Origin of the sequence: Isoptericola sp. NPDC019482 (assembly GCF_040632295.1) — a bacterium.
GTDB lineage: Bacteria > Actinomycetota > Actinomycetes > Actinomycetales > Cellulomonadaceae > Isoptericola.
On the sequence record NZ_JBEYBQ010000014.1, the window covers coordinates 76,633 to 103,347 of the forward strand.

The 26,715-nt window shown below is 74.7% G+C and carries 21 protein-coding genes; 8 read left to right on the forward strand and 13 right to left on the reverse strand.

Annotated elements, in window-relative coordinates:
• Positions 1-2: 2 nt before the first annotated feature.
• From ABZ493_RS11565 to ABZ493_RS11595, 7 genes are all read right to left on the reverse strand, one after another.
• Positions 3-1,673, reverse strand: coding sequence for an HtaA domain-containing protein (locus ABZ493_RS11565; protein ID WP_430582311.1), 1,671 nt, complete (start codon positions 1,671-1,673; stop codon positions 3-5).
• Between the two features lie 80 nt (positions 1,674-1,753).
• Positions 1,754-3,097 (reverse strand): hypothetical protein, encoded by a 1,344-nt coding sequence (locus tag ABZ493_RS11570; protein WP_430582312.1) that lies wholly within the window; start codon positions 3,095-3,097, stop codon positions 1,754-1,756.
• Positions 3,094-4,401: a hypothetical protein gene (locus ABZ493_RS11575; RefSeq protein ID WP_430582313.1), complete on the reverse strand. Its 1,308-nt coding sequence runs from the start codon at positions 4,399-4,401 to the stop codon at positions 3,094-3,096. The genes ABZ493_RS11570 and ABZ493_RS11575 overlap by 4 nt, the downstream gene beginning before the upstream one ends.
• Complete coding sequence (locus tag ABZ493_RS11580) at positions 4,398-5,240, reverse strand: heme ABC transporter ATP-binding protein (protein ID WP_430582314.1); 843 nt, start codon at positions 5,238-5,240, stop codon at positions 4,398-4,400. Before ABZ493_RS11580 ends, ABZ493_RS11575 begins: the two co-directional genes overlap by 4 nt.
• On the reverse strand, positions 5,237-6,283 hold the full coding sequence (locus ABZ493_RS11585) for an iron ABC transporter permease (protein WP_430582333.1): 1,047 nt from the start codon (positions 6,281-6,283) through the stop codon (positions 5,237-5,239). Before ABZ493_RS11585 ends, ABZ493_RS11580 begins: the two co-directional genes overlap by 4 nt.
• A gap of 56 nt (positions 6,284-6,339) precedes the next feature.
• Positions 6,340-7,485: an ABC transporter substrate-binding protein gene (locus ABZ493_RS11590; protein ID WP_430582315.1), complete on the reverse strand. Its 1,146-nt coding sequence runs from the start codon at positions 7,483-7,485 to the stop codon at positions 6,340-6,342.
• A 175-nt stretch (positions 7,486-7,660) separates the two neighbouring features.
• Complete coding sequence (locus ABZ493_RS11595; RefSeq protein WP_430582316.1) at positions 7,661-8,308, reverse strand: biliverdin-producing heme oxygenase; 648 nt, start codon at positions 8,306-8,308, stop codon at positions 7,661-7,663.
• Positions 8,309-8,452: 144 nt separating this feature from the next.
• Between ABZ493_RS11595 and ABZ493_RS11600 the strand changes: the two genes are divergently transcribed.
• From ABZ493_RS11600 to ABZ493_RS11615, 4 genes are all read left to right on the forward strand, one after another.
• A complete protein-coding gene (locus tag ABZ493_RS11600; protein WP_430582317.1) occupies positions 8,453-9,082 on the forward strand; it encodes a DinB family protein in 630 nt (209 codons plus the stop codon).
• Between the two features lie 348 nt (positions 9,083-9,430).
• Positions 9,431-12,739 carry a S8 family serine peptidase gene (locus ABZ493_RS11605; protein ID WP_430582318.1) on the forward strand — a complete coding sequence of 1,103 codons (3,309 nt, stop codon included), beginning with the start codon at positions 9,431-9,433 and terminating at the stop codon, positions 12,737-12,739.
• Between the two features lie 108 nt (positions 12,740-12,847).
• Entirely contained in the window at positions 12,848-14,137 is a 1,290-nt protein-coding gene (gene rlmC, locus ABZ493_RS11610; protein WP_430582319.1) for a 23S rRNA (uracil(747)-C(5))-methyltransferase RlmC, read from the forward strand.
• Positions 14,138-14,259: 122 nt separating this feature from the next.
• Positions 14,260-15,852: a M20/M25/M40 family metallo-hydrolase gene (locus ABZ493_RS11615; protein WP_430582320.1), complete on the forward strand. Its 1,593-nt coding sequence runs from the start codon at positions 14,260-14,262 to the stop codon at positions 15,850-15,852.
• 64 nt (positions 15,853-15,916) lie between these two features.
• Here ABZ493_RS11615 and ABZ493_RS11620 read toward each other — a convergent pair whose 3' ends face one another.
• Both ABZ493_RS11620 and ABZ493_RS11625 read right to left on the reverse strand, forming a co-directional pair.
• Positions 15,917-17,365: a zf-HC2 domain-containing protein gene (locus tag ABZ493_RS11620; RefSeq protein WP_430582321.1), complete on the reverse strand. Its 1,449-nt coding sequence runs from the start codon at positions 17,363-17,365 to the stop codon at positions 15,917-15,919.
• Between the two features lie 226 nt (positions 17,366-17,591).
• Positions 17,592-18,791: a hypothetical protein gene (locus ABZ493_RS11625; RefSeq protein WP_430582322.1), complete on the reverse strand. Its 1,200-nt coding sequence runs from the start codon at positions 18,789-18,791 to the stop codon at positions 17,592-17,594.
• A gap of 159 nt (positions 18,792-18,950) precedes the next feature.
• Between ABZ493_RS11625 and ABZ493_RS11630 the strand changes: the two genes are divergently transcribed.
• Positions 18,951-19,592: an HAD family phosphatase gene (locus tag ABZ493_RS11630; protein ID WP_430582323.1), complete on the forward strand. Its 642-nt coding sequence runs from the start codon at positions 18,951-18,953 to the stop codon at positions 19,590-19,592.
• A 10-nt stretch (positions 19,593-19,602) separates the two neighbouring features.
• Here ABZ493_RS11630 and ABZ493_RS11635 read toward each other — a convergent pair whose 3' ends face one another.
• Positions 19,603-20,841: an ornithine cyclodeaminase gene (locus tag ABZ493_RS11635; RefSeq protein WP_430582324.1), complete on the reverse strand. Its 1,239-nt coding sequence runs from the start codon at positions 20,839-20,841 to the stop codon at positions 19,603-19,605.
• The gene (gene ddaH, locus ABZ493_RS11640; protein WP_430582325.1) at positions 20,838-21,755 is read right to left on the reverse strand and encodes a dimethylargininase; all 918 of its coding nucleotides are present in this window, start codon (positions 21,753-21,755) and stop codon (positions 20,838-20,840) included. Before ddaH ends, ABZ493_RS11635 begins: the two co-directional genes overlap by 4 nt.
• 125 nt (positions 21,756-21,880) lie before the next feature.
• Here ddaH and ABZ493_RS11645 point away from each other — a divergent pair, with 125 nt between their 5' ends.
• Positions 21,881-22,339, forward strand: coding sequence for an Lrp/AsnC family transcriptional regulator (locus tag ABZ493_RS11645; RefSeq protein ID WP_430582326.1), 459 nt, complete (start codon positions 21,881-21,883; stop codon positions 22,337-22,339).
• A gap of 1 nt (position 22,340) precedes the next feature.
• Positions 22,341-23,267: a hypothetical protein gene (locus tag ABZ493_RS11650; protein WP_430582327.1), complete on the forward strand. Its 927-nt coding sequence runs from the start codon at positions 22,341-22,343 to the stop codon at positions 23,265-23,267.
• A gap of 3 nt (positions 23,268-23,270) precedes the next feature.
• On the opposite strand, the gene ABZ493_RS11655 is transcribed toward ABZ493_RS11650, so the two are convergent.
• Entirely contained in the window at positions 23,271-23,639 is a 369-nt protein-coding gene (locus ABZ493_RS11655) for a DoxX family protein (protein WP_430582328.1), read from the reverse strand.
• 133 nt (positions 23,640-23,772) lie between these two features.
• On the opposite strand from ABZ493_RS11655, the gene ABZ493_RS11660 reads away from it, so the two are divergent.
• On the forward strand, positions 23,773-24,144 hold the full coding sequence (locus ABZ493_RS11660; RefSeq protein ID WP_430582329.1) for a helix-turn-helix domain-containing protein: 372 nt from the start codon (positions 23,773-23,775) through the stop codon (positions 24,142-24,144).
• 30 nt (positions 24,145-24,174) lie between these two features.
• On the opposite strand, the gene ABZ493_RS11665 is transcribed toward ABZ493_RS11660, so the two are convergent.
• Entirely contained in the window at positions 24,175-26,502 is a 2,328-nt protein-coding gene (locus ABZ493_RS11665; protein ID WP_430582330.1) for a bifunctional UDP-sugar hydrolase/5'-nucleotidase, read from the reverse strand.
• Positions 26,503-26,715 lie beyond the last annotated feature (213 nt).

Here is a 26,715-nt window from a genome sequence, read left to right on the forward strand (position 1 = left end):
GATCAGCCCACCGCGGTGAGGGTGAGCACGCCCTGGTAGTCCCCCGCGGGGGTGTCGAGCGGGATGCTCAGCTTCAGGGCCGCGTCGACCGTGACGGAACCGGCCTGGTGCCCTGCCGGGGCGGACGCGAGCGTCGAGCGCGCCGCGAGCCCCGTCCCGACGCCCGGCTGCACGACGGGGCCGAGCTGCAGCCCGCCCGTGTCCCCGGAGGCCGACGGCGTCCACCCGAGCGCGCTGCCCGAGAAGGACGCGGACCCGCCGACGAAGTCGCCGACGCTGCCGTTGATGCTCCACGTGCCCTGCGGGCGGGTGTCCTTCACGGTGATCTGGTGCAGGGCGCCACCGGCGGTGAAGGCGTCCGCGCCCTGGGTCGCGGTGCCGAGGTCGATGGCCTCGGTGCTCGCGATGGTCCAGCTGTACTCGCCCGGCTCCGGCTCGGGCTCGGTGCCCTCGGGAACGGTCACGCCGAGCTCGATGTCGTCGCCTTCCGCACCCGGCTGCGCGAACGTCACAGGCAGGGCGAGCTCCTGCGCGGCGTTGGCGGCCGCGCCGCCGGCGGCGTAGGTGTACACGCCGTAGACGCCCTCCGCCGTGTCGTCGGTCTTCACGTCGAGCTCGGCGGTGAACGTGCCGTCCTCGTTCAGCAGCACGAGCTGGTCCGCGACGCTCGGGTTGGAGGCCTTGAGCTGCGAGTACGACGGCTCCGGCAGCGCCCACTTCTGGCTGACGACCTTGCGGGCCGACGACGCGACGCCGTCCGACGGCCGCCAGTCCTCGGCGAACTTCCCGAAGACGACGTACACGCCGGTCGGCTGGCCGGTGGTGATCGGCGGGCGGGTCGCCGTGTTGGCCGCCGGGTCGAAGCCCGAGCCGGTCGCGGTGAGGCGGCCCGTGGCGGACGGGTCGAACCCGGCGCTCTTCGACAGCGTCACCGCGGGGTTCCACACCTGGGCGGGGGCCTCGAGGTCGGCGGTCAGGGTGAGGTCGTCGAGGTCGGCGCCCTCCTGGAGGAAGTTCTGCAGCGCGGACGCGCCGGCCGCCGTGAGCGTGACACCGTCGGCGGTGACCGAGACCTGGTCGCCCGATACGTCGACGGTCGTGGTGGCGACGTCGCCGAGGACGACGCCGTCGCCGCCGTAGGTGCCGTGCTCGTACCCCAGGTTGTTCTCCGGGATGACGACGGTCAGGTCGCCCACGACCTTCCCGACGCCGTCCGTGACCTCGATGCCCACGTTCTCGACCGTGACCGTGAACGCGTGCGACGGGAAGTGGAACACCGCGCCGCCGGAGGTGCTGACCTCGAGGTCGTCGGCGTCGGTGACGCTGCCGCCGGTGACGGGCAGCAGGTAGGGCAGCGTCTCGTTCGGGGGTGCCGTGTCGGCGGTGGCGGCGGGCGTGCCGTCGGTGTCGAACGTCGCCGGATCGACGAGGGTGATGCGCTCGCCCACCGGCACCGCGCCGACGGGCGGCAGGGCCGCGGTCTGGAGCCCGACGTAGCGGCGGAAGCTCTCGCGGAAGCCCCACGAGGCGCTGCCGCTGTCCGCGACGACGTCCCGCGGGTCGGCGGCCTGGGCGGCGGGCGCCGCGACGAGCGCGGCCCCGAGCCCGACCGCGAGCGCCCCGGCGCCCGCGACCAGCCGGCCGTACCGGGCCGGACCGAAGGTCTTCGACATGTCTGTTGTCCGTTCGTTCGTGAAGGGAGAGGGAGGTGGGGTGGGGCGGGGGTCTGGGCGGCCGCTGGGCGTACTGCCAGCTAGGGCCGGAAGGGCAGCACGAGCCAGCGGCGTCGGAAGCCGACGACGGCTCCCGAGGCGGCGAGCAGCAGCCCGGTGGTGGCGACGGCGAGGCGGTCGGTACCGGCGCCGTCGCCTGTGCGCAGGAGATCGGGCACGAGCGGGGTCGCGCCGCCGCCGAGCGTCGCGGCCTGCACGGCGGGGAACGCGGTGAGCGAGGCGGCGGCGGGCGTGGCCGTGGCCGTCGCGGCGGGGCTCCCGAGTCCGCCCGCCGCGAGACCACCGCCGGGGTAGGCGGCGGCCCCAGGGGCTCCCGCCGCACCGGGCGCGGTCCCTGCGGGCTGCCCGGTGCCGCCGGGGGTCGGCGTGACGACGCCGTCCCCGAGGTCGCCCGGCGGCGGGCTGCCGACGCTCCGGTCGGCGTCGAAGCTGACGCCGACCTCGGCGGGCGGCTTGGCGGCGTCGCGGTGGCCGGAGGAGTACCAGTACGACGCCTGGCCGGTGCGCTGCTGGAAGTCGACGAAGCTCTGCGGGAAGGAGCCCCAGCACGATCCGGCCGGAGAGTCACGCACCTGCGGGGAGCTGTCGCCGACGTCGACCCGCACGCCGCAGTACCCGGGACGCAGGAACCCGCCGTCGGCGCTCCGGGTCCTCCACCCGGAGAACGTGGCGAGCGTGACCGGCGTCGCGGGCAGCTTGCCCCACCTCGTGACGTCCTCGCGGTCGGCGGCGTACCCGCCGGCCGTCGCGGTGAGGGTGCCGTCGCCGTCGGCGTCGAGGTCCAGCTCGAGGTCGCTGGCCCACCAGTACGTCATGCCGCCGTAGAACACGACGGTGAACGAGCCGGTCCACGCGATCTCGACCGAGCCGTCCGCCTTGCGGGTCCCGGTCCCGCCGGACATCACGACCTCGGCGCCCGTGGTGGTGGAGAGCGTGACCTGCTCGCCGGTGGGCGCGGTGCACCGGGTGCCGAACGTCGCCTGCTCCTGCGTCGCGTCGGTGCCCGTGCCGACGGTGCGCAGCACCCGCACGTTCCCGGCGCGACCGTGGTACAGCCCGGCGTCGCCGTCGTCCCAGATCCGGCTGCCGCCCGTGTCACCGTCGGTGCCGGGCCTGCCGGCCATGAGGAAGTTGCACCCCACGTAGTTGCCCGAGCCCGCCTCGGTGTTCACGGCCCAGCGCAGCTCGGCGTCCGTGAGCGTGGCGGGGCCCCCGCCGTCGTCGTTCGTGCGGCGTTCGGGCACGGTGACGGTGACGTCGATGTCGTCCCCGCCCGCCGTCGCGAGCGCCGGCGCCGCGGGCAGGGCGAGGAGCGCGAGCACGCCGGCGGCGGCGAGGACCGCGCGAGCGCAGCGCGCGCTCACGGGTGCACCTCTGCGGCGTCCTGCGCCGCGTCGTCGTGCGCCGTGCCCGACGACGTCGCGGCGCGGGCCGCGCGACGACGCCGCGCGGCGGTGACCGCCGAGGTCACGACGAGGATCAGGAGCAGCAGGCCCGCGGCGCCCACGGCGAGCTCCGCCGGGCTGTACGCGAGGCCGAGCGGACCGACGCCACCGGCACCGCCGGCGGCGCTCGCGGACGCGACCAGGGCGTCGGCGGCCTCCGCGTCGGCGGGGTCGCGCGTGACGATCACCTCGACCTCGGGCTCGCGCCCCGACGACGCGCCCGTGAGCTTGAGGGCGTGGGCGCCGAGCCGCAGGTCGGAGGGCAGCTCGAGCAGCCCCGCCACCTCGCCGTGCGTGCCCGCGCCGAGCGGCCCGACGGCGAGCACGCCGTCGTCGAGAGTCGCGACCACCTGCTCCCCCGGCTCGAAGCCCTGCCCGGCGAAACTCAGCACCCGGCCCGCGACAGCCGTCGCCTGGTCCACGCCCACGGTGGCCTTGCCGGGCAGCTCGGCCTTTGCCCCGCCGCCCGCGGAGCCGGTCGTGCCGGCGTCCGTGGGGGCGGCGTCGCCCGCGGCGTCCTGCCCGGCGGAGCCGGCGGCCGCGCCGCCGTCGGTGCCGTCGCCGCCGTCGGTGCCGTCCCCCCCGGTCTCGGCGGGCGCGTCGGCGCCGTCGAACGACACGGGCGTGAACGTCTCGTTGGCGGCGTTCGCGACGCCGTGCGCCCCGATGGTGATGATGCCGCACCGCACCTGCGTGCAGTCCACGTCCACGGCGCTGCCGGAGCGGTCGACCGTCCGGAAGCGCGCGCCGGGCACGACCAGCTTCGCGGACCACGAGCCGTCGGACGCGATGGTGCCGCCGTTCGCCTCGGCGGCGGTGCTCGACCCGGGGAAGGCGACGAACCGCTGGTAGCCGGCGTTGTCCGCGGCCTCCGAGTCGGGCACGTACCGCAGGGTCTCGCCGGTCGCGCCGCCGGCGCTGGGCCGCCACGACCCGCCGGACGGGTCGGACACCCAGCCGAACAGCACGTAGACGCCGCCGAAGGCGTTCGCCACGGACTGGAACCCGCTGCCGCGCAGCGTGAGCGTGGTGGGCCCGTCCGCGGCGGCGCGCGCGGCGCCGTCCAGGCCGGAGACGGACACGCGCGCCGCGCCGCTGGCTGCTGGTGCGGTCGCGACCAGCGCGCCGGTGCCGAGCGCCAGGGTCAGCAGCAGCGCGAGCAGGGCCGACGCCGCCGGTCGAGCCGGACGGACGGTGGCCGACGGGAAGCGGGTGGGGTTCATGCGAGGTCCTCGGCGAGCGGCGGGAGCGCCTGGTCGGGATCGGGTGCGCCACCGCCGCCGTGCCGGGGCAGCACGAGCAGGGCGCCGGTCACGGGGTGGGGCAGCACGTCGACGGGGTGGTCGTAGACGTCGGTGAGCAGGGCGGTGGTGAGCACGTCGCCGGGCGCGCCGTGCGCGGCGACGCGGCCGCCCGCGAGCACGAGGACGCGGTCGGCCCACGCCGCGGCGAGCGCCAGGTCGTGCAGGACGACGACGACCGCGCCGCCGGCCCGCGCGTGATCGCGGGCCCGGGCGAGCACGCGCTCCTGGTGCCGGACGTCGAGGGCGGCGGTGGGTTCGTCGAGCAGCAGCAGCCGCGGCTCCTGGGCGAGCACGCGGGCGTACGACGCCCGCGACTTCTCGCCGCCGGACAGCGTCGGGTAGCGGCGCGCGGCGAGGTGGGTGACGTCGGCGTCGTCGAGCGCGTCGGCCACGACGAGGTCGTCGCGGTCCTCCGCGTCGGTGCCGCGCCAGGGCGCCCGGCCCATGCGGACGACGTCGACGACGCGGAACGGGAAGCTGACCTGGTTCTCCTGCAGCAGCACGCCGCGGTGGCGGGCGAGCTCCGCCGGGCGCACGGCCGCGACCGGCGCGCCGTCGAGGGTCACGGTGCCCGCGTCCGGCGCACGGTCGCCCGCGAGCACGGACAGGAGCGTGGACTTGCCCGCGCCGTTGGGGCCGACGACGACGAGCACCTCGCCAACGTGCACGTCGACGTCGACGGCGTCGAGCAGGGTGGCGCCGTCGGCGCGGCCGTCGACCCGGACGGTGGCGCCCCGCACCTGGAGCAGCGCGCTCATGCCCAGCCCCCCGCCTGCCGGCGGGTGCGCCGGACGAGCCAGAGGAAGAACGGCCCGCCGACGAGCGCGGTGAGCATGCCGATCGGCAGGTCCGCGTAGGGCACGGCGGTGCGCGCGACGAGGTCGGCGGCGAGAAGCAGGACGGCGCCGCCCAGCGCGCTGGCGGGCACGAGCACGCGGTGCCCGGGGCCGACGGCCATGCGGACGAGGTGCGGCACGACCAGCCCGACGAACGAGATGATCCCGCAGAACGCGACGGCCGCGGCGGTGAGCAGCGCGACCACGACGACCGCCACGATCCGTAGCCGCTCGACGTCCACGCCCAGGTGCCGGGCGGAGCGCTCCCCGAGGGCGAGCAGGTCGAGCCGGCGCGCCATCGCGCCCGCGGCGAGGAGGCCGACGACGACCAGCGGCGCGACGATCGCGACGTACGCCCACCGGGTGCCGTTGAGGGACCCGAGCTGCCAGAAGATGATCTGCTCGCGCTCCTGCGTGTCGCCCAGGAAGGTGAACAGGGCCAGCACCGCCCCGCACACGGCGTTGATCGCGACGCCCGTGAGCACCAGCGTCACGACCTCCGTGCGCCCGCCGGACCGGGCGAGCGCGTAGACCGCGAAGGTCGCGACGAGCCCGCCGAGGAAGGCGGCGCCCGCCGTCGTCCAGGGACCCGCGACGCTCACGCCGAGCACGATGGTCGCCGACGCCGCGACGGCCGCGCCGGACGAGACCCCGACGACGCCCGGCTCGGCGAGCGGGTTGCCGAACACGCCCTGCATGAGCGCGCCCGCGGCGGTGAGGGCCGCCCCCACGAGCATCGCCATGACCACCCGAGGGAAGCGGATCGTCCACAGGGCGGCGTACCCGTTCGGGTGGGTGGGCTCGGGCCCCAGCTCGAGGCCGAGGCCCCGGGCGAGGCCGCCGAGCACCTCCGCGGGCGGGATGTGCAGGTGCCCCGAGCCCGCCGCGACCACGGCGAGCGCCAGCAGCGCCGCCGTCAGGCCGCCGAAGAGCCAGGCCACGCGGGCCGGGACCGCCGGGGGCAGCGGCGACGGGTCCTCGTCGGGCAGGGCCGCGCGCGTGGTGCGCGGCGCGGTCGCGGTCACCGCTCGGCCCCGGAGGCCAGGGTCTCGGGGGCGTACAGCGCGCGGGCGAGCGCGTCGAGGACCTGCGCCGTCTCCGGCCCGAACGCGAGGATCTGGGAGTCGTCCATCGCGACGATCCGCCGGTTCTCCCCCGCGGGCGTCTGCGCGAGGGCGGGCAGTCGTTCCAGGAGCCCGTCGACCCCGCCCGCGGACTCGAGTCCCTTCGACATCATGAGGAGCACGTCGGGCTGTGCGGCGACGATGCCCTCGTCGTTGACGGGCCGCATGCCCTTCCACCCGATCTCGGAGGCGACGTCGACCGCGCCCACGGACTCGACGAGCGAGTCCGCACCGGAGCCCTCGCCGAACAGGTAGTAGACGCCTGCCTGGCCGCGCACGTACAGGAATGCGACGCGCAGCCGGTCGCCCTTCTCCCGCGGTGCGAGCTTTGCGATCTGCGCGACGACGTCGTCGACCTCGGCCTGCGTGCGCTCCGCGAGCTCCGCGCCCTCCTCGGGGACCCCGAGCGCCTCCGCGACCGACCGCACGAGGTCGCCCGACGTCTCCACGCTGCGGTGCGGGTCCAGCACGACGACGGGGATGCCGGCGTCGCGCATCTGCATGAGCACGTCCCACGGCCCGAGCGTCGTGTCGGTGAGGATCACCGTGGGCGCGAGCTCCAGGACCGCCTCTCCCGTGAGCTCGTGGCCGTTGGCCGTCACCAGCGGCAGGTCGGCGATCTCGGGGAAGGTCGAGGAGGTGTCGCGGCCCACCACCCGGTCGCCCAGGCCCAGCTCGAAGACGGTGCGCGACAGCGTGCCGTACAGGTCGAGCGCCAGGATCCGGCTCGTGTCCGTGACGGTGACGTCGGTGCCCTGGGCGTCGGTGACCGTGACCGGGAGCTGGGGCTGCGGGTCGTCCGCGACGGGGGCGACGGGGGTCTCCGGGGTGCGGGCGACCGTCTCCCCGGTCCACGCGCGCGGGTCGTCGAGCGGGTCCAGCTCGGCCAGCGGCGTGGTGTCCACGGCGGCCGCCCCCTGCTCGACGACGCCGCCCGGCGCGAGCGCGGTGCAGCCGGTGAGGACCAGCGCGACCAGCGGCGCGACCAGCAGCGCGAGCGGGGCGAGGGCGCGGCGGGCGCGCCGGACCGGGCGGGAGGGCATGCGGGTTCTCTCCTTGATGGGGCGGCCGCCGAGACGGGGCCGGGCCGGACGCGACCTCGCGCCGAAGTCCTGCTGAGGTGAACCTAACTTAGGCCAGGCTGGCCTTACTTGTCACGACCGAGGCAGGGGTCGGCCCGGGTGATCCACGTCACCCGGGCCGGCGCCCGCCGCCGGGTCAGGGGTGCGCGACGCCCAGCTCGACGAACATCGCGCGGTTGAGGCGGAACGCCTCCTGCGCCTCGGACACCGCGAGGTCGACCTCGGTGTCGTCGAGCTCGAGCCCGTCGAGGCGATCGCGGTACACGTCCTTGAACGGCTTCGCCTTGGGGATCTCGGGGAAGTCGTAGAACTCCAGCCCCTGGGCACCCATGCCGTAGTGCCGCTGCATCATCCGCTGGATGACCTGGCCGCCGGAGAGGTCGCCGAGGTAGCGCGTGTAGGCGTGCGCCGCGTAGCACGCGACGTCGCCGCCGACGGCGTGCAGCCGCGCGACGTAGCGCTCCGTCGCGGGCAGCACGCGCACGACGTCGCGCCAGCCGGCGCCGTACAGGTGTGCGAGGTCGCGCTCGATGGCGGGGACGCGCGTGAGCTCGTCGAAGACCAGGTCCTGCCCGCGCTCGTCCGCGCGCATCCGCGCACTCGCCTGCTCGAGGGCCGTGTAGACCGCGAGCTGCTGCGCGGCGAGGTCCGCGTACGCGGCGACGTCGAGCCCGCCGGACAGGAGCCGCTCGACGAACCCCTCGGACTCCGCCTGCGAGTGCTCGGCACGCGTACCCTCACGCAGCCGGGTCGAGAGCGGGGCGATGTCCGCGAGCACCGTCATGAGACCTCCAACGTCGATGTCGCGACAGGTCGTCACGACGTGGCGTCACCATAACAGCCAAAGTTAGGGTTGCCTACCCTGTGCTCGAGGAGCGGTCGGCGGCGAGGGCATGTGCCTGTCGGTGCCGACCGGCACGCTGGGGCGATGACGACGAGCAAGCTGCCCCCGGACGCCAAGGCCGTGCTGCGCCGCTACCTGCGCACCGCGCGCGAGGCGCTGCTGTGGAAGGTCGAGGGGCTGTCGGAGCGGGAGGCGCGGCTGCCCCGCACGCCGACCGGCACCAACCTGCTCGGGCTGGTCAAGCACGCCGCGACGGTGGAGATCGACTACTTCGGCGGCGTCTTCGGGCGCCCGTGGCCCCACCCCGAGGCCACGCCCTGGCTCGCGGCGGCGGACTCCCCGGACGCCGACGCCGACGCCCTGCAGGCGGAGTTCTTCGCCACGGTTGACGAGTCGCTCGAGCAGATCGTCGGCCTGTACCGGCAGGTGTGGGAGTTCGCCGACGCCACCGTCGACACCCTGCCGCTGGACGCACCCGGACACGTCTGGTGGTGGCGCGAGGGACGCCAGGACGTCACGCTGCACCAGATCCTCGTGCACGTGACCACGGAGCTGAACCGGCACGCCGGGCACGCCGACATCCTGCGCGAGGAGGCCGACGGCGCCGTCGGCCTCGTGGCGGGCAACGACAACCTGGCCCAGGGTTTCGACTACGCCGCGTACACCGCCACCCTGCGCGGCATCGCCGAGCAGTTCCCCCAGGAGGGCCGATGACCGAGAACCGGGCCGACGTCCCCACGATCCGTCAGGTCGTGCTCGACACGACCGACGCGCGCGGACTCGCCGCGTTCTAGCGGGAGCTGTTCGGGATCACCTACCGGGCCGGCGACCCGGAGGAGCCGCTGCGGGTGTACGCCGACCCGGCCGGCCACCCCTTCTGCCTGTTCGTCGGCTGACCTTTCGTCGGCCGGACGGCGCCCTGACCGGTCGTTCGACGGGTGCGCCTCCCGGAACGGGCGTAGTTTCCGGATCACCGCCCGACGCCGGGCGTCCCCCACACCGTCGTGGCGGCCCGGCCCCGGAGGTACCGCACGTCCGGACCGAGACGAAGGGTGCGCCCCCATGCGCTTGCGAGACCACCGTTCCAGATTCCGGCTCGTCGCCGCCGCCTCAGGCGCCGCGCTGGCCGTCACCTCGCTCACCGCGACCGCGTCGTCCGCGGCCACGCCCGACCCCGACGACCTGCGCCTCGGCGACGCGCAGCCCACCGTGACCTCCACCGAGGAGGGCACCAAGGCGCCGTCGAGCGCCCTGGCGACCACCTCGAAGCGGCTGCTCTCCCTGGAGTCCGCGAAGAAGGTCCCGGTCATGGTGAAGTACGACGTCGAGCCCGTGGCGTCGTACGCCGGCACCGTGCCGGGCTACGACGCGACCAGCCCGTCCATCACCGGGAAGGCACTGCGCGGCAAGGACGCCGACACGCAGCGGTACCGCGGGTTCGTGCAGCGCGAGTCGCGGGCGATCACCGCCGACGTCGAGGCCGCCGTCCCCGGCACGGACGTCGTCGCGACGTACGACACGGTCTACGGCGGCGTCGCCGCGCTGGTGCCCGGCGACGCGATCCCCGACCTGCTCGCGGTGCCGGGCGTCGTCGCCGTGCAGGAGAACAAGCTGGAGAAGCCGCTCACCGACTCGAGCATCGACTTCATCGGGGCGCCCGCCGCGTACGAGGAGCTCGGCTCCGACTCCACGGCCGGGGACGGCCTGGTGCTCGGCAACATCGACACCGGCATCTGGCCCGAGCACCCGTCGTTCGCGGACGGCGGCGACCTCAGCCCGTACGACGGCCCGGACCTGCCGTGCGAGTTCGGCGAGGACCCGACCACCGACGTGGACGACCCGTTCGTCTGCAACGACAAGCTCGTCGGCGGCTACGCGTTCACCGACATGTACGACCTGCTCAACCCGGGCGACTACCTGTACCGCGGCACGGCCCGCGACGCGGAGGGCCACGGCTCGCACACGTCGGGCACGAGCGCCGGCGGCGTCGTCGAGGGGGTGCAGACGATCGGCCCGGAGATCGCGAAGATCCAGGGCGTCGCGCCCGGCGCGAAGATCGTCGAGTACAAGGCGCTCGGCCCGGGCGGCGGCTACACCTCCGACCTGGTCGGGGCCGTCGAGCAGGCCGTCGTGGACCAGGTGGACGCCATCAACTACTCCATCTCGGGCGGCACCACCGTGGGCGACCCGGTGGAGCTCGCGTTCCTCGGCGCTTACGACGCGGGCATCTTCGTCGCCGCGTCGGCCGGGAACGACGGCCCCGGGGCCGCGACCGCGAACCACGTCAGCCCGTGGCTGACGACGGTCGCGGCATCGACCCAGACCCGCGAGTTCTCCTCCACGATCACCCTCACCGCAGCCGGCGGCGACGTCTTCACGACCGACGGCGCGTCGATCGTGCCCGGTGTCCACGACCCGCTGCCCGTCGTGCAGGCGAGCGCCGCCCCGTACGGCGACGCGCTGTGCCGGGAGCCGGCGCCCGCCGGCACCTTCGACGGGAAGATCGTCGTGTGCGTGCGCGGCGAGAACGCCCGCGTGCTCAAGGGGTACAACGTCCAGCAGGGCGGCGCGGCCGGCATGATCCTCGTCAACCCGACCCTCGCCGACGTCGCGACCGACAACCACTTCCTGCCCGCCGTGCACGTCGCGGACGGCACGGACCTGCTGGGGTTCCTCGACGCGCACGCCGACGTCACCGGGTCGTTCACCGACGGCGCGCCCGCCGAGGGCCAGGGCGACGTGATGGCCGCGTTCAGCTCCCGCGGCCCCGCCGGGCCCGTGATCAAGCCCGACGTCACCGCACCCGGCGTGCAGATCCTCGCGGCCATGACCCCCACGCCCCTGTCCCCCGAGGGCGGACCGGCCGGGGAGTACTACCAGGCCATCGCGGGCACGTCGATGTCGTCGCCGCACATCGCCGGCGTCGGCCTGCTGCTCAAGGCCGTGCACCCCGACTGGACGCCGGGGCAGATCAAGTCCGCGATCATGACCCAGGCGACGACCGACGTCGTCAAGGAGGACCTGACCACGCCCGCCGACCCGTTCGACATGGGCGCCGGGCGCGTCGACGTCGCCGCGTCGCTCACCCCGCCCGTGACGATCTCGGACACCACGGCGAGCTTCACCGCGCTGGCCGCGGACCCCGTGCACGCGGTGGACCTCAACATCCCGTCGATCAACGCGCCGACCCTGCCGGGCCGGGTCACGACGACCCGCACCCTGCAGAACACGTCGGGCCGCACGATCGTCGTCCGCCCGAAGGCCGAGGCGCCGGACGGCTCGACGATCACGGTGAAGCCGGGCGTGGCGACGGTGCGCGCCGGCGGGAGCGTGTCGTTCGACATCACCGTCACGGACACCTCCGCGAGCGGCGAGCAGAAGTTCGGGTCGGTCACGTTCCGCACCCCGCGGGGCGACGCACGGATCCCCGTGGCGTTCGTCCCCACCCAGGGGAACGTCGCGGTGGACCAGTCGTGCGACGAGGCGTCGATCCGGGCGAAGCAGGACGTCACGTGCACCGTGACGGCCACGAACCTGTCGTTCAACGACCAGTCCGTGACGTCCACGACGACCGGCGAGGGGGCCCTCAAGGGCTTGCGCACCGTGACCTCGACGCTCGCCGGCGCCGAGCTCGGCGTGCCGAGCGTGGCCGACGTACCCGACGGGGCTCCCGCCGGCTACCTCGACCTGGAGGCCTTCGGGATCGCGCCGACGTCCGTGGGCGACGAGTCCATCGTCAACTTCACCGTGCCGGCGTTCGTCTACAACGGGCGCACGTACACGACCGTCGCGGTGGACTCCAACGGCTATCTCGTCGCCGGAGGCGGCACGTCGACGGACAACAACTGCTGCAACCTCCCTGGCGGCCCGTCGCCGGAACGCCCGAACGACGTGCTCGCGCCGTTCTGGACGGACCTCGACAGCGCCGCGGGCGACGGCACCGCCGCGGACGGCGTCCGCGTGGGGTCGCTCACCGACGGGGTGAACGACTGGCTCGTCTTCCAGTGGGACATGTACGTCTGGGGCACGCAGGACGCCCGCACCTTCCAGGTGTGGGTCGGCACCAACGGCACCCAGGACGTGTCGTTCACCTACCCGGGGGCGATGGCGGACCCCGCGGGCCAGGCGTTCCTCGTCGGGGCGGAGAACGCCGCCGGCGCGGGCGACATGGTGGCCGAGCTGCCCGACGGGACCGACAAGGTCGTCACGTCGACCGACCCGACGCCGGGCGGCACGCTCACCTACGACGTCACGCTGCGCGGCAAGAAGCCGGGCAAGGGCGTCGTGCACACCGAGCTCGTGGCCGACGAGGTGCCGGGCGTGACCGTCGTCGAGACGCCGGTGAGGGTGACGCCGCCGAAGAAGCACTGACGCCCACCGAGATCGAGGTACCCGTCGCGAGATCGACCCACAGTAGGTCGATTTCGCGACGGATACCTCGATCTCGGCGTCGCGGGGAGGGTGCGGGAGAATGGTTCCGTGCAGTGCCCCCACTTCGACGCCGGCCGCTGCCACTCGTGCACCCTTCTCGCGACGCCGTACCCCACCCAGGTGGAGGAGAAGGTGGCGCACGTGCGGGCGCTGCTCGGCTCCGCCGTCCCTGAGGCCCGCATCGACTGGCTGCCCGCCGTCACCGGCCCGGAGTCCGGGTTCCGCAACAAGGCGAAGATGGTCGTCAGCGGCACGACCGAGGAGCCGGTGCTCGGCATCCTCGGGTCGGCGGCAAGCCCGTTCGCCGGTCAGGGGATCGATCTCACCGACTGCGGCCTGTACCCGCCCGCGCTGCAGGACTCGTTCCCCGTGCTGGCCGCGCTGATCACCCGGGCGCGGCTGCAGCCCTACGACGCGACGTCGCCGTCGCGCGGGGCGCGCCGCCGCGAGACGCCGCGCGAGTCCGCGTGGCGGGGCGAGCTCAAGCACGTGCTCGTGACCCTGTCCGCGGACGGCGAGCTCATGGTGCGGTTCGTGCTGCGCAGCCAGGAGCCCGTGGCCCGCCTGCGCAAGCACCTGCCGTGGCTGCTCGAGGAGCTGCCGCAGGTCGCCGTGGTGAGCGTCAACGTGCAGCCGTCGCACGCCGCCGTCCTGGAGGGCGAGCAGGAGATCGTGCTCACCGACCGGCAGGCGCTGCCGATGCGGGTCGGCGCCGACGGCGTCACCCTGCACCTGCGCCCGCAGAGCTTCTTCCAGACCAACACCGCCGTCGCCACCGCCCTGTACGCGCAGGCCCGGGCCTGGGTCGACGAGGTGGCGCCCGCCTCGCTGTGGGACCTGTACTGCGGCGTCGGCGGCTTCGCCCTGCACTGCGCCGCGCCGGGCCGCGCCGTCACCGGCATCGAGATCTCCGCAGAGGCCGTCGCGAGCGCCACCGCGACGCGGGACGGGCTCGCCGCGCTGCCCGCGGGCGCCGTCGTCGCAGGGCACGACGCCGCGTGGTGGGCCGACGCCGTCGCCGACGTCCGCTTCGCGGCCGGCGACGCCACGGAGTCCGTACCGGGGTCCGTGCTGGGGTCCGCGCACGACGACGCCCACCCCGAGCTGGTCATCGTCAACCCGCCGCGGCGCGGCATCGGCGCCGACCTGTCCCGCCGGCTCGAGGAGTCCGCCGTCGGGCACGTGCTCTACTCCAGCTGCAACGCCGTGACGCTCGCCGAGGACCTCGCGCGCATGCCTTCGCTGCGACCGGTCCGCGCGCGCCTGCTCGACATGTTCCCGCAGACCAGCCACTACGAAGTCCTCGTCCTGCTCGAGCGGACACACCCCGCCGGTTGACCCCAGGGGTTTCCTGAACACCTGCTGAGGCCTACGCTCGCGCCAACCGCACCCCGCAGCGTCGCGTGGTGCGTCGTGGGCCCTACCCGGGCCCCGCCGAGTCACCCATCTGGAGGTCGACCGTGAGAGTTCGCAAGTTCCCCGCGGCCGTCGCGACCACAGCCCTCGCCGGGCTCGTCGTCGCGGCGTCCCTCACCCCCACGGCGACGGCGGCACCCGCCGTCGCCACCGGCCGGCACGGCACCCACGTGCCCGGCCCGGACCTGTCGAAGAAGGTCACCGGCGAGCGCGTGTTCCGCCACCTGGAGGAGTTCCAGGAGATCGCCGACGACAACGGCGGCAACCGTGCCGCCGGCAGCCCCGGCTACGAGGCGTCCGCCGCCTACGTGGAGAAGGTGCTCCGCCAGGCCGGGTACTCCCCCGAGCGGCAGTACTTCGAGTTCGACACCTTCGACGTGCTCGACCTGTCGGTCACCGTGCCCGGCGTCGACTTCGAGCCCGTGCCGATGACGTACTCCACGTCCACACCGGACGACGGCGTCACCGCGACAGCGGTGCAGCCCGCGATCGCGGACGGCTGCCCTGCCAGCGACGACCCCGCGGCCCCGCACGACGACTCGTGGGCGGGCGTCGACGCCACCGGCAAGATCGCCGTCGTGCAGCGCGGGTCGTGCGCGTTCGGCGCCAAGGCGCTCGCCGCGGGCGAGGCCGGCGCCGCCGGGCTCATCATCTACAACAACACCGACGGCGCCCTCAACGGGACGCTGGGCGAGACGAACGACGGGTACGCGCCCACGGTCGGGGTCACGCAGGCGGAGGGCGCGGCCATCCTCGCGGCGCTGGCGGCCGACCCGGCGCTGCAGATCTCGTTCGACCTGCAGGCCGTGAGCGGCACCGAGGAGACGTTCAACGTCATCGCCGAGACGAAGCGCGGGCGGCACGACAACGTCGTCATGCTGGGCGCCCACCTCGACGGCGTGCCGGAGGGCGCGGGCATCAACGACAACGGCACCGGCTCCGCGGCGATCCTCGAGACCGCCGTCCAGCTCAACAAGAAGAGCGCCAAGCTCAACAACGCCGTGCGGTTCGCGTGGTGGGGCGCCGAGGAGCTCGGGCTGGTCGGGTCGGCGCACTACGTCGACGACCTCGTGACGAACGACCCGGAGGCGCTCGACGACATCGCGACCTACCTCAACTTCGACATGGTGGGTTCGCCGAACTACACGATCGGCGTGTACGACGCGAACGAGTCGACGTTCCCCGCCCCCGTGGAGGTGCCGGACGGCTCCGTCGCCACCGAGGCCGTCTTCACCGACTACTTCGACGGCATCGACCAGGCGTGGGTGGACTCCGAGTTCTCCGGCCGCTCCGACTACGACGCGTTCATCAGCAACGGGATCCCGGCCTCCGGCCTGTTCACCGGGGCGGACGCGATCAAGACGGAGGAGGAGGCCGCGATCTTCGGCGGCGTCGCGGGCGAGGCCCTCGACCAGAACTACCACTCCGCGGGCGACGACCTGTCGAACGTCAGCCTCGAGGCGCTCGACATCATGTCCCGCGCGATCGGGCACGCCGCGCAGCAGCTGGCGTGGAGCACCGAGGCCGTCAACGGCGTCGAGCCCGGCCGGCCCGGTCACGGCGGCGGGCACGGCCACGGTGGCGGTCACGGTGGCGGCGGCCACCACCGCGGAGCGCACGGCTTCGCCACGCGCTGACCTGCGCTGAACGGCGGTCGAGCCTGTCGGGACTCCGGTCCCGGCAGGCTCGACCTGTGACCGGTCAGCAGTCGTTCAGGTAGCCCCGCCAGTTCGAGTACGACGTCAGGCTCGCCTCGGGCTCGACGTCGGACGGCGCGTCGAGGGTCACGCGGACCGAGGTGTCCCCGTACGTGCGCGACTGCGCGTACCACTCGCCGTCGCTGCACTGGCGCACCTTCACCCAGGCGTGACGACCGGTGGCCTCGACGATCTCGGTGCGCGTGTCGGCGACGTCGATCCGGTACACCACCTTGTCCCCTGCCAGCGGGATGGTGATCGTCGTCCGCACGGGCGACGGGTCCGGCGTGGGAGTCGGTGTGGGCGTGGTGGAGGGCGTCGGTGCGGGCGGCGACGGGCTTTGTGAAACGGACGGCGTCGGGCTGGAGGCGCCGGTCGGCGTCGGGGTCGGGGTCGGTTCGGTCGCCTGGTCGCTGGGCTTCGGCGACGACGGTGTCGTGCCGGGCTTCGTGGCCGGCGGGTCGGCCGGCGTGGTGCCGGGCGTCGTCGGATCCGTCGTAGGGGCCCTCGTCGGGTCGTCGGTCACCGGCGGCGCCGAGGGGTCCTCGGACGGGGTCGGCTCGGCCGAGGTGGTCGCGCTCGGCTCGGGCTCGGGCGGGGCGTCGGGGGACGCGGCGTCGCCGGGCGCGGGGGCAGGTGCCACCACCGACGACGTCGGTCCGGGCGGGGGCGGTGCCGCGGCCGGCCCGCCGGCGCCGCCGCTCAGCGCCACCGCGACGGCCGCGACCGCGACCCCGGCCACGGTGCCCGCGCCGATCAGCCCGGCAGTGCCCAGCTGCTTGCCGAGCTGGCCGAGCTGCAGCGCGATCCCCCGCACCCACTCCCAGGCAGCGAGCAGCGCAGCCCCGACCGGCCCGGACCACGCGACCGCCCCGGCGGCCGTCGTGCCGGCGCCGAGCGCGCCGACCACCACGGGTGCGCCCGCGGCGGCGCCGGCGGCCGTGCCCGCGAGCAGGAGGGGGCCGGCGTCCCGCACCGCCCAGCCGGCCTCGCGCACGTCGATGAACGCACGCATGCAGCCCTGGCAGGCGAAGAGGTGCGCCTCGAGCACGGTGCGGCGCGGCGGCGACAGGCGGTGCCCCACGTACGAGTGCAGCGACTGCCGCGTGTCGAGGCACCCGGGCGGGCACGCACGGGCGTGGGCGGCGGCGAACGCGGCACCGAGCCGCTCCTCCGCGTGGCGCAGACGGCGCAGCACCGCGCGGGCGTGCATGCCCAGGTCCGCGGCGATCGCGGCGAGCTCGCGGCCCACGACGTGCCGGTCCCACAGCAGGCGCTGGTCGTCGTGCGGCAGCGTCGCGAGCACCGTGCGCAGCACCGCGGGATCGACCGTGCCGGCAGCCCCGGGGGCGTCGTCGCGTCCCTCCGCCGCGGCCGCGGCGCGCATCTTGCGGATGGCGTCGTCGACGGCACCGCGGCGCGCGGGCGCGTCGCCGTCGTGGATCGCGGTCACGCGACGTCCCCCGTCCTGCCGATGCTCGTCGAGACCCGTCGTCGCGGGCCGTCCAGGGCGCCCGGCACGGGCGCGCCGGGGCCCATGATCGCAGCGGCGTGCAGGGCCAAGGCAAATCCCCAGGCCCGGGAGGACGTGCCGCGACGGCGGTCGCCCGGGGCCCCGGGCGGCTTCACACCCGGCCGCGGTTGGGGCTGGCGGGGCCGCTCGCGGCGGTCTCCGCGAGCTACTCCGTGGGCTCGCCCGGGTCCGGCTCGACCGGGTCGGGGTCCGTCGGTTCCGGGTCGGTCGGTGCGGGGTCGGTCGGTTCCGGGTCGGTCGGCTCCGTGGGCGTCTCGGTCGTCGGCCCGTCCGTCGGTTCCTCGGTCGGCGTGGCGGTACCCGTCGGCGAACCCTCGTCCGTCGGCGTGGTCGTGGGTGTCGACGACGGACGCGACGTCGGCTTCGACGACGTCGAGCCGGACGACGTCGGCGAGGTGGTCGGCTCGTCGTCGCGGCCGGGCGACGACGTCGGCGAGGTCGACGGGTCGGCCGCCCCCTCGTCGTCGCCCGTCGAGGGGGTGGGCGTGGGCTCGCCCGACGGCGTCGCGGAGGCCTCGTCCGACGGCGTCGGACCGGCGCTCGGGGCGCCGTCCCCGCGCGGCGCCGACGACAGCGTCGCCAGGGGCGACGTCGCGTCGCCGGGCGCCGTTCCCACGGTGGTCGTCTCCGGCGAGGACCCGGGGTCCGGGGCCGCGGGAGCGGCGTCACCGGTGCCGAGCGCGATCGCGACGGCCGCCACCGCGACGCACGCGACCGTGCCCGCGACGATCAGCCAGCTCTGCCGGCGCACGGGCCGGGACTCGGCCTTCGCCCCGCCCGTCGCGTCGGTCGCGCCGTTCATCGTGGTGGCCGCGACCGCGGCCGGGGACCATCCACCGGCGAGCAGGCGCGGCCCGGCGTCCCGCAGCGCCCAGCCGGGCTCGCGCACGTCGACGAACGCGCGCAGGCACCCGGCGCAGTCGAGCAGATGGTCCTCGAGCTCCGCCTCCTGGCCGGCGGGGAGGCGGCGGTGGACGAGGTCGAACAGGGCAGCCCTCGTGTCGGTGCAGCCCGGCGGGCAGCCGCGCGCGTGCGCGTCCGCGAGCGCCGTCGCGAGGGCCTGCTCGGCCTGCGGCATGAGCCGCGCCGCCGTGCGGGGGTGCGTGCCGAGCGCGGCCGCGACGGCGGCCGGCTCCTGCCGCTGCACGTACGTGGCCCACAGCAGGCGCTGGTCGTCGGGCGAGAGGCTCGCGACGGCGGTGCGCAGCACCTCGGGGTCCGCGGTGCCGGCCGCGCCGGGCGCTCCCCCGCGCCCCGCGGCGGCGGCGGCGACCCGTATCCGGCGGATCGCGTCGTCGACATACCCCGCGCGCGCCGGCGCGTCGTCACCGCCGGTCTCGGCCACGGTGCCCCCGTCCCTGGGTTCGAGCGGCGCGCCGACGGCGTGCTCGCGGGCCACATGATGGCAGCGCACCCCAGGGTGGCGGCAAGTCACCACCCAGCCGGGTCTCAGGGGACGGGACGGCGGGGTCGCCCCGCGCGGAGGTGGAGCAGGCTCGGGGACGTGAAGACGACCGTCCTCTTCGACCACGACGGCGTCCTGGTGGACACCGAACCCTGGTACTACCGGGCCGGGGAGCGGGCCCTCGCGGACGTCGGCTTCACGCAGGACCGGGACCAGTACCTGCGGGACATGCACCACGGCCAGGCCACCTGGGCGCAGGCCCGCCGCGCCGGCGTCGACGAGGCGACGATCGACCGGCAGCGGGAGGCCCGCGACCGCTACTACCAGGAGTACCTGCGCACGGAGGCCATCGAGATCGACGGCGTCCTCGACGTCCTCGCGGCGCTGTCTCCGCACGTCCGCATGGCGATCGTGACGACGTCGCGTCGCGTGGACTTCGACCTCATCCACGAGCGCCGGGGCATCCTGCCGTTCATGGACGTCGTCCTCGTCCGCGAGGACTACGTGCATGCCAAGCCCCATCCGGAGCCGTACCTCACTGCCCTGCGGGCCCTCGGGGCGGCGCCGGAGGAGGCGCTGGTCGTCGAGGACTCGTCTCGCGGCCTCGCCGCGGCGGTCGCGGCGGGCGTCGACTGCGCCGTCGTCCACCATGACTTCACGGCCTCGCAGGACTTCTCGACGGCCACCCACCGGATCCGCACCCTCGCGGAGCTCCCGGCCCTCGTGCGCGACGTCGCGTGACCGGCGCCGGTCAGGACGGGGCGGCCGCGAACGCCTCGACGTGCCCGCGCCCGGCCAGGCCCATGAGCCGGTCCAGGGCGCGGCGGGCGTCCGCACGGTCGTCCTCCTGGGCGGCGAGCACCAGCGAGTAGAGGTCCTTCGGGTCCTCCGGCTCGGCGACGAGGTCCAGCTGCTGCAGCAGGCCGGCGGGGACGTCGTCGCGCACGAACCGCAGCGCCGCCCAGTCCTCGACGGCGAAGCCGACGGAGTCGAAGACCGTCACGGTGGTGTCGTCCGGGGTGTGCCGGTCGCCCGCGTGCCGCGCGAACGCCTCGCCGGGCCCTCCGGCGGCGGGTGCGCCGCGCCGCCCGTCGCGGCGTCCGGCCACGACCTCCCACAGCTCGGTGACGACGAGGTCCGGCGTCTGCTGGATCTCGCCCTCGACCCGGGTCTGCGGCTCGAACTCGACGAACACCTCGGCGTCGCGCAGGATCGCCGGGTCGAGCTCGGTCTTGCCGGGGCAGTCGCCGCCGATGGCGTTGACGTGCACGCCCGGGTGGGCGAGGCGGAACACCATGTCGTGGGTGAGCACGGTCGCGTTCGCCTTGTCCGCCGTGCAGGTGGTGATCACGTCGGCGCCCGTGACGGCGTCCTCCCCGCTGGTCGCCTCGTGCACCTCGAAGCCGAGGGCGCGCGCGTGCCGGGCGAGCTTGGCCTGCGCGCCAGGGTCGGTGTCCCAGACGCGCAGGTGCGTGATGCCGAGCGCCGCGCGCATCCCCAGGGCCTGGAACTCCGACTGCGAGCCCGCGCCGATCAGCGCGAGGGTGCGCGAGCCGGCGCGCGCCAGATAGCGCGCGGCGAGCGCCGACGTCGCCGCCGTCCGCAGCGCGGTGAGCAGCGTCATCTCGGCGAGGAACGTGGGGTAGCCGGTGCGCACGTCGGCGAGGACGCCGAACGCCGTGACGGTCTGGTGGCCGCGCACCGGGTTCCGGGGGTGGCCGTTGACGAACTTGAAGCCGTAGGTGACGTCGTCGGACGTCGGCATGAGCTCGATGACGCCGTCGCGCGAGTGCGACGCGATCCGCGGCCGCTTGTCGAGGTCGGGCCAGCGGGCGAAGTCGACCTCCAGCGCGTCCACGAGGCGCGAGATGACGGCCTCCGGGCCGCGGTGCGCCACCCAGCGCGCCATGGACGCGACGTCGAGGAACGGGACGCTGCTCGTGGGCCTGCTCGTGGGCCTGCTCGTCGGCCTGCTCGTGGATGCAGTCATGCGCGGGCCTCCTGGCTCTCGGGAGCGGCGACGGCGGGGCGCAGCTCGAGGGTGCAGCACTTCACCGAGCCGCCGCCCTTGAGCAGCTCGGACAGGTCGACCCCGACGGGTTCGAAGCCCCGCTCGCGCAGCCGGGCGTGCATGCCGGTGGCGCGGTCGGTGAGGAACACGTGCCGCCCGTCGGAGACGGCGTTGAGGCCGAGCACCGCGGCGTCCTCCGGGGTGGCGAGGATCGCGTCCGGGTAGCGCTCGGCGAGCACGGCCTGCGAGGCGGGGGTGAACGCCTCCGGCAGGTACGCGACCAGCGGCGACGGGCCGCCGTCGAGCACCGCGAGCGCCGTGTCGAGGTGGTAGTAGCGGGCGTCCACGAGCTCGAGGGTCACGACCTCGGCACCGAGCAGCGCGGCGACCTCGGCGTGCGCGGCGCGGGAGGTGCGGAAGCCGGTGCCGGCCAGCATGACGTCGCCGGCGAGCAGCAGGTCACCCTCGCCCTCGTTCTGCTCGGACGCCTGGCCGAGGCTGACGACGCCGTCGCCGGCGCTGGCGAACCACTTTTCATAGGCGATCCCCTCGGGGCGCCGCTCCGGGTAGGTGAACCGGGCCGCCAGGGCGCGGCCGTCGAGCATGACGCCGCCGTTCGCGGCATACACCATGTCGGGCAGGCCGGGCACGGGGTCGATCACGTCGACACGGTGGCCGTGGGCCTCGTACGTGGCACGCAGGCGCTCCCACTGCGCGAGGGCGCGGCCGGCGTCGACCGGCACGCCGAGGTCCATCCACGGGTTGATCTCGTAGACCACGTCGAAGTAGGTGGGCGGGCACATGAGGAAGCGGCGCGGGGTCGCCGTGCGCTCCGCGCCCGCGGGCTGGGGAACCGTGGCCGACGTCGTCGTCGGCGTGGTGAGGGCCGTCATGACCGGGACGCTAGGGCCGCGGTCGTTGCGCCCCACGCGCGATCCGTTGCGCGTTCCGGGGCCTGACCGGATGGATCGTGCGCGAGAGCTGAAGAGATCGGGCATGGTGGCGGCATGGTGATGTCATGGACGCGCTGAACCGGAGGATCGTCGGCCACCTGCTGCGCGACGGGCGCGCGACCTACGCCGACATCGGCGCCGACGTCGGGCTGTCCGCGCCGGCGGTGAAGCGGCGGGTGGACGTCATGCTGGCCCGCGGCGAGATCACCGGGTTCACGGTGCGGGTCGCACCGGAGGAGCTGGGGTGGGGCGTCGAGGCGTACGTGGAGCTGTTCTGCCGCGGCAACGTCTCCCCCGCCACGCTGCGCCGCGACCTGGCGACCATCCCCGAGATCGTGCGGGTCGACACCGTGACCGGCGAGGCCGACGCGATGGTGCAGATCATGGCCGGGAACATGGCCGACGTGGAGCGCACCGTCGAGGCCATCCGCGCCAGCGCCCGCGTGGACAAGACGCGCACGTCGCTGGTCATGACCCGCGTCATCGACCGCCCCGCCCGCTCGTCCTCGGCGGAAGGGCTGTGACGTGCGCACCCGCAGCGTCGTGGGGCTCGCTGCGGTCTCCGTCGTCGCGGCATCCGCCGCTCTCGCCGCCTGCACCCCCGCGGGCGACGACGCCGCCCCGCTGCCGAGCGGCGTCGCGCAGCACCTGACGGCCGAGCTGCGGCAGGACCGCACGCAGTACGCCGACCGCCGGGCGAAGCTGCACGTCGTCAACGGCTCCGACCACGCGGTGACGCTGCTCGGTGGCACCCTCGACGCCCCGGGCTACGGGCCCAGCAGCCCCGACGGCACCGCCCGCGCCCGCGAGGTCCCTCCCGGCGTGGGGCGCGACGTGCGGCTGCGGCTCGGGGAGATCGACTGCGACGCCGAGCCCCCCGCGGCCCTGACGGGCGCGGAGGCCCAGCGGACGCCGGTCGCGACGGCGACCGTGGTCGTGGCAGCGGGATGGCCGACCGGCGACACCACCGCGGCGGGGACCGCCGTCGAGGTCGAGGTGGTCGACCCGCTGGCCCGGCTCGCCGCCGTCCATCACGAGGCGTGCGCCGAGCGCCTCGTCGCCTCCGGCGTCACGTTGCGCGTCACCGAGGTCCGCGGCGGCGACGTGCCCACGCCCGACGGCGAGGCCCCCGGCGGCCGCATCACCCTCGCCGTCGAGCCCGTGCCCGGCGGCCCCGACGTGCGGCTCGCGGAGGTCTCCGGCACCACGCTGCTCTCCCCCGCCGCCGGGACCGCCTGGGCGGGCGACGACCTGGCCGGCGACGGCCGCGTGGTGCTCGACGTCGTGCCCGCGCGGTGCGACCCGCACGTCGTCGCCGAGGACAAGCGCGGCACCTTCCTGCCCGTGCACGCCGAGGTGGACGGCGCGCCGCAGCCCGTGATCTACGTGCCGATGACCGACCAGCAGCGCGCCGCCGTCTACGACCTCGTGCACGACGCCTGCGGCTGGTAGGCGTCAGCCGACCCAGACCGTGGCGAGCCAGGCCGCGGCCGCGGCCAGCACCACCAGGACGAGGTTGAGCCCGATGACGTTCTTCTCCCCACGGGAGAGATGCAGCGCCGTGGCCCCGACCTGCAGCACGCCGAACCCCGCCGCCGCGACGAGCGCGAGCCACGGGGCGACCCCGGTGAGCGGGGGCAGCACGAGGCCGATCGCCCCGAGGATCTCGAGCGTCCCGATCGCCCGGACGGCGGGCATCGGGATCGTGTCGACCCAGCCCATCATCGGGCGCAGCTGCTCCTTGCCCTGCAGCACCTTCTTGCCGCCCGCGTACCCGTAGAAGACGGCGAGCAGCGCGGCGACGATCCAGTAGGCGACGGTCATGGTGTCCTCCGGCTCACGGGCGCCGGACCACGGTGCGGCGCAATAGTCACGACTTGTGCGTAGCTGCATCATCCGTGACCATCGGAGTCGGTACAAAAGGCACACCGCTGTTCGTGACGCACAGGAGACGGTCATGTCGCACTACGAGGACACGTGCAGGATCCGCGGCGACCAGGGCCAGGCGATCCGCGGGATCCTCGACCGGGTGGCCGACAAGTGGACGCTCCTGGTCGTGACGACGCTCGACGACGAGCGCCTGCGCTTCACCGACCTCCAGCGGCGCATCCCCGGCATCTCCCAGCGCATGCTCACGCTGACCCTCCGACACCTCGAGCGGGACGGCCTCGTCACGCGGACCGCCTACGCCGAGGTGCCGCCGCGCGTCGAGTACGAGCTCACCGAGGTCGGGGCGACGCTCATCGGCCCCGCCCTCGCGCTCGCCGACTGGGCCATCGCGAACAACCCCGCGATCGAGGCGAACCGCGAGACCTTCGACGCCCGCTGAGCCGGCCCCGCGTCACTCCATCGGCCGCGGTCAGAGGCTGCCGAAGATGACCTCCCACAGGCTCTTCACGCGGATGGTGGTCGTGGTCGTGGCGGCCTCGGTGGTGTCGTCGCCGGAGTAGCGGACCTCCACCTCGACGGTGCCGGGCTTGAACGGTCCCGCCCACAGGCGGGCGTCGCCCTTCTTGTTCAGCGTGGCGGCGTCGACCTTCTTGCCGTCGACCGTCGCGGTGACCTTCCCGGTGGGTGTGCCGTCCGGCGTCTCGACCGACACCGCGAGGCGCACCGGCTGGAACCAGGCCACGGCGGTCCTCGGGGCGTCGACCGTGAGGGTCGGCGTGGCCTTGGCGGGCTCGGTCACCTCGATCGGCACGGTCACCTCGGTGCCGGTCGCCGCGCCGGTGAGGGTGAGTGCGGCGGCCCCGGCCGGGGCGTCGGCGGGGAGGTCGACGGCGACCGACGCGGTGCCGATCGTGTCGTACGGCTCGGTGCCCGCGGTGCTGTCCACGGCGGCGGTGCCCAGCACCTGGTCGCCGAGGGACACCGTGACCTCCGGGTCGGTGACGTCGCCGGGCGCCGACATCGACCAGGAGGAGACGTCGAACGCGACGGTCGCACCGGGCTCGTACGCCTCGGGGGCGTCGGCCGGGAACGAGACCCCGACGGCGCGCTGGGCCGGGTCGACGGCGAGCGGCTCGTCGGCGGCGAAGGTCGCCATGTAGTCGACCATCGCCGCGAGGTCGGCCTTGCCCGTGTCGCGGGCGTTCGCGCCGTCCGCGAAGGCGCGGAAGTTGTCTCCGCCCGAGGCGAGGAACGAGTTCACCGTGACGGAGTACGACGCGGCCGGGTCGATCGGCTCGCCGTCCAGCCACATGCCGGTGATGCGGTCGCCCTCGGGGCGGTTCGCGTCGAAGGTGGAGGTGAAGCCCTCGGAGACGCCGAGCCGCAGGAACGGCCGCGACGGCACGTTGCCGTCCTTGTCGCGCTGCCACTGCTGCTCGAGGACCGTCTTGAGCTGCTCGCCCGTGAGGTCCATGTTGACGAGCGTGTTGGCGAACGGCTGCACCGCGGCCGCCTGCTTGTAGGTGAGCGTGCGGGGGAACGCGTCCGTGCCGGAGCCCACCATGTCGGCGCGCAGGCCGCCCGGGTTCATGAACGCGATCTGCGCCTCGCCGGACTCGGGGGCCTCGGTGGCCCAGCGCTGCACCTCGGCGACGAGGTTGCCGAGCGTGGACTCGCCGCCGCGGTTCTCCGCGCCGGACGACAGCTTGGCGCGGTTGAACGCGCCGCCGATCTCGCCCAGCGGCTCCGCGCCGAGCACGTCGGCCTGCTTGACGGCGTCCGCGACGATCGTCGTGACATCCGGGTCGGCCGGGTAGGCCCCGGCGAGCGGCAGGATCCCGGTCTCGACGCCGACCGGCTCGCCGGTCGCGGCGTCCACCGAGTAGGTGAGCCGGTTGAGGTTGTAGCCGTACTGGCCCGCGGAGACGACCGGGCGCTCCGTCACGGCCTCGCCGGCCCACGCGTCCACCGGGAACGCGCAGTCGTACGCGAGGTGCGTGTGCCCGGAGACGATGGCGTCCACGTCGGGGCTGACGTCGTTGACGATCTCGGCGAACGCGTTGTCCGCGGTCGGCATCGACGCGCAGTCCGTGGACTCCGCGCCCTCGTGCACCAGCATGACGACGAGGTCGGCGCCCTCGGCCTTGAGCGCGTCGGTCTCCTCGTTCACCGAGTCGACGATGTCGCGCACCTCGAGGTCCGCGATGCCCGCCGGGCTGACGAGGGCGGGCAGCTCCTCCGTGACGGCGCCGACGAAGCCGACCTGCACGTCGCCGAAGTCCTTGATCCACGTGGCGGGGACGGCGTCGTCGCCGGTCGCCTTCATCTTGAGGTTCGCGGCCACGTACTGCCACTGCGCGCCGCCGTACGGGTTCGTCCCGGCGTCGTAGGGCGCCAGCACGCGGTTCATCAGGTCGTCGTAGCCCTGGTCGAGCTCGTGGTTGCCGACCGCCGACACATCGAGGCCCGCGGCGTTGAGGGCGTCGATCGTGGGCTTGTCGTGCTGGATGAACGACTCGAACGTCGAGGCGCCGATGAGGTCGCCCGCCGCCGCGAAGACGGTGTTCGGGTTCTCGGCGCGCAGCTGCTGCACGGCGCCGGCCAGCACCGCGGCGCCGGCCTCGCTGCCGTTCGCCTGGATGCGGCCGTGGAAGTCGTTGGTGGCGAGGATCTGGACGTCGACGATCGGGTCGGCGCTGGCGGACACGGCGCCGGCGGTCGTGATCCCCGTGAGCGCGAGGGTCACGCACGCGACGCCGGCGGTCCGCCGGCGGGGGTTGGGCCGAGCAGAGGACATGGGGTGCTCCCGGTGACAAGGACTGTGGTGGGCGTCACCGTAGCGGGGTCGTGCGACAGCGGCATGACGACCGTGAGAACCGGGGAAGAACGGGAGCGCCCGGCCCTCCGGGTCGGTACTACCTCTGTGAGTCTTCGGTTGGCTGGTCCGGGACTGGCTGGTGAGGATGACGTCGGTCGTCCTGCGTTGGTCGTGACTCCTGCTACCTATGGC

Excerpts from the sequence above, each read along its gene's own strand:
- ABZ493_RS11565 (WP_430582311.1), bottom strand. The coding sequence starts at position 1,673 with ATGTCGAAGACCTTCGGTCCGGCCCGGTACGGCCGGCTGGTCGCGGGC.
- ABZ493_RS11575 (WP_430582313.1), bottom strand. The coding sequence starts at position 4,401 with ATGAACCCCACCCGCTTCCCGTCGGCCACCGTCCGTCCGGCTCGACCG.
- ABZ493_RS11580 (WP_430582314.1), bottom strand. The coding sequence starts at position 5,240 with ATGAGCGCGCTGCTCCAGGTGCGGGGCGCCACCGTCCGGGTCGACGGC.
- ABZ493_RS11590 (WP_430582315.1), bottom strand. The coding sequence starts at position 7,485 with ATGCCCTCCCGCCCGGTCCGGCGCGCCCGCCGCGCCCTCGCCCCGCTC.
- ABZ493_RS11595 (WP_430582316.1), bottom strand. The coding sequence starts at position 8,308 with ATGACGGTGCTCGCGGACATCGCCCCGCTCTCGACCCGGCTGCGTGAG.
- ABZ493_RS11600 (WP_430582317.1), top strand. The coding sequence starts at position 8,453 with ATGACGACGAGCAAGCTGCCCCCGGACGCCAAGGCCGTGCTGCGCCGC.
- ABZ493_RS11605 (WP_430582318.1), top strand. The coding sequence starts at position 9,431 with ATGCGCTTGCGAGACCACCGTTCCAGATTCCGGCTCGTCGCCGCCGCC.
- ABZ493_RS11635 (WP_430582324.1), bottom strand. The coding sequence starts at position 20,841 with ATGACTGCATCCACGAGCAGGCCGACGAGCAGGCCCACGAGCAGGCCC.
- ddaH (WP_430582325.1), bottom strand. The coding sequence starts at position 21,755 with ATGACGGCCCTCACCACGCCGACGACGACGTCGGCCACGGTTCCCCAG.
- ABZ493_RS11645 (WP_430582326.1), top strand. The coding sequence starts at position 21,881 with ATGGACGCGCTGAACCGGAGGATCGTCGGCCACCTGCTGCGCGACGGG.
- ABZ493_RS11655 (WP_430582328.1), bottom strand. The coding sequence starts at position 23,639 with ATGACCGTCGCCTACTGGATCGTCGCCGCGCTGCTCGCCGTCTTCTAC.
- ABZ493_RS11660 (WP_430582329.1), top strand. The coding sequence starts at position 23,773 with ATGTCGCACTACGAGGACACGTGCAGGATCCGCGGCGACCAGGGCCAG.
- ABZ493_RS11665 (WP_430582330.1), bottom strand. The coding sequence starts at position 26,502 with ATGTCCTCTGCTCGGCCCAACCCCCGCCGGCGGACCGCCGGCGTCGCG.